General features: G+C 47.1%; 2 protein-coding genes. Both read left to right on the top strand.

What is annotated here, in order from left to right:
• The coding region (locus QZ375_RS14195) for a hypothetical protein (protein WP_295220051.1) at positions 1-775 on the top strand (775 nt) is incomplete at its 5' end.
• A complete protein-coding gene (locus tag QZ375_RS14190) occupies positions 772-2,166 on the top strand; it encodes a hypothetical protein (RefSeq protein WP_295220049.1) in 1,395 nt (464 codons plus the stop codon). The genes QZ375_RS14195 and QZ375_RS14190, both read left to right, overlap by 4 nt.
• Positions 2,167-2,203: the final 37 nt, after the last annotated feature.

The raw sequence follows: 2,203 nt of genomic DNA, 5'->3' as shown, positions 1-2,203 counted from the left end.
AATTGGAACGCCATCTGTACAATGTACACCGCTGCTCAAATCGTTTACAATGGCAGATGGCGCATTTACGGTATACAGTACCGATGCTGGGACGGACAGTATGACTGTAGAGTTAGAGTGCAGTTTGTCAGATGCAAATCGGATTCAAACGTCCGCACGAAAATATGGGTCATTGATCTTTGCCAACCTGCATCATGTGAAGCCAAGTTATCAAGTACAACCCGTATCTTTAACCGGGACAGAGTTATTTTTCACGGGTAGTATCACGTCCGAAATGATTTCTTACAAATCAGATTTGTGCAAGGTATCGCTTGGCGTTAAAATGGTTTCTGCGAACGGCGATAATATCCCCGTTCCAGCAATTTTGGCAAACGGCGTTATCATATATGGGGCTACAAAACTGCTCCAATCGCACGCAGTCTATCGCAATGGCGCATATTATCTCAAGCAGCCAATTCGGTTAAACGCCAATGCAAGCTCATTTCAAATCCTTTTTTCGCCTGACTTACCAACGTCATTTTCGGATAGGGCTATTCGGGTAAAGCTCCAACAAAAGGGGCGTGAAAATGTCTGGGTGGATGTTGACCCGGATGGCGCTGAAAACGCAGAAATTACGTTGGAAACGATAAACGGAAAGCGAGAATCCATGTCGAACATCTATCCACTTCCAAGTGGGGTATCGACGGCAGACTATCGTTTATATGCCCATTCCCCAAGTCCAAATTGCAAGGATTTTAGTGTTTATTTTACAGTATACAGAGGTGGTACGGAATGACTATCTATGAGCGCATCAACTGCCGCATCTACTGCTACGACCACAGCGCAAAGCAGTATACAGAAGTTTACGACAATGTGCTGGACGAAAGCAGCATCATTTCCGCATCTATCAAGCGACAATGCTGCCCAGATGGGGCTTTTGAGATCGGCGGTGTATATGCAGCAACGCTGTCCATGCAGGTAAAGCTGCCAGGCATGTCCCTATTTCAGGTGCGTGGGGCAAAAATCATTGTCTGGTCAAAATACAGCACGGAAAACGATTGGTGCCAAATGGGCGTATTCTGGGTAACGGATGCCACACGTGCAGGCGAGATATACACCCTCAATGCGCAGGATGCGGTGGGATGGTTGGATACGTCGTGTTTTAACGATGACTCCAATACAGACTATGTTGGCAAAGTGTTGTATGGAAAATATAAAGGCGCTGGTATGGCTCTGGAATCCTACGGCGGTGCTGCGGGCTGGACGCAGTATCTGACAGCTGAGACAAACCGCTTTATTCAATTCCAGACAGGCATACCGAATATGCTGACATGGAAGCGGTGGAACAGATACACGGAAAATGCAAATGAGCACTATTGCAATTCTCACGTTTGGTCGAATGAAACACAATACGAGGGGTGGTGGGAGCTAGCTGACCCCAATGTTATCTTTGCAAACAGCGGTGATGATGAGATAGATTCAGAAACGCCAAGAGACTTGTACAAAATGCTTGCGCAGCTTATGTTCGGCTTCATTTATGCAGAATCAGACGGATGCCTGACGCTCGGGCAGTTCGGCGCAAACCACTATGGCACAGCGCAGATCGGCATGAGCGAAATTGAATATGATAGCTGCGATATCTCAGACTTTGAACTGAAAATGGCACGTGCCTATGTCCGGGCAGAATATGAGGATAAGTCACCGTATTTCGCAGCTTCTTTGGTCGAGAGAGATTTCAGCAGAAATGTATATTTTAATGTAGGCGTAGAATCCAATCTGTTTCTGGACTGGATGGCAAGGGGTTTTTCCCCCGGTCGGACACTGGCAACTGTTGTACAAGGGATGTGGTCATGGTTCTATGGATTCACAGATGGTGCTGGTGTCGTACATGAACCGCTTCATGTGAGACCTTTTTCCTGTACTGTACACAGCACAGAGCGTTTTCGCATTGGGCAGAAAATCAATATCACATACCGGGATCTGCATGAATCCACTTCACGCACCTACAGCAGCATTATCACATCAACACAGTGGACATTCCGAGGTGGTGTGCAGCTGTCCTGCGGCGGTGCGGACAGTCGTGTTATGGCAGATTGCCTGCGTGCATCCAAAGGTGACAAAGTGCGCAAAGAAGCCCGGAATCGCTGCCGGGCATTGGAAAAACGAGTAAAGCAACTGGGAGGTTAATCATGATTTTACAGGCAGATCAAAAATTTATTGATGC

This window comes from Ruminococcus sp. (assembly GCF_019417665.1).
Taxonomy (GTDB): domain Bacteria; phylum Bacillota; class Clostridia; order Oscillospirales; family Ruminococcaceae; genus Ruminococcus_C.
Note: the sequence above shows the minus strand (reverse complement) of the source record. Positions and strands in the feature narration are given on the sequence as shown.

Excerpts from the sequence above, each read along its gene's own strand:
- QZ375_RS14190 (WP_295220049.1), top strand. The coding sequence starts at position 772 with ATGACTATCTATGAGCGCATCAACTGCCGCATCTACTGCTACGACCAC.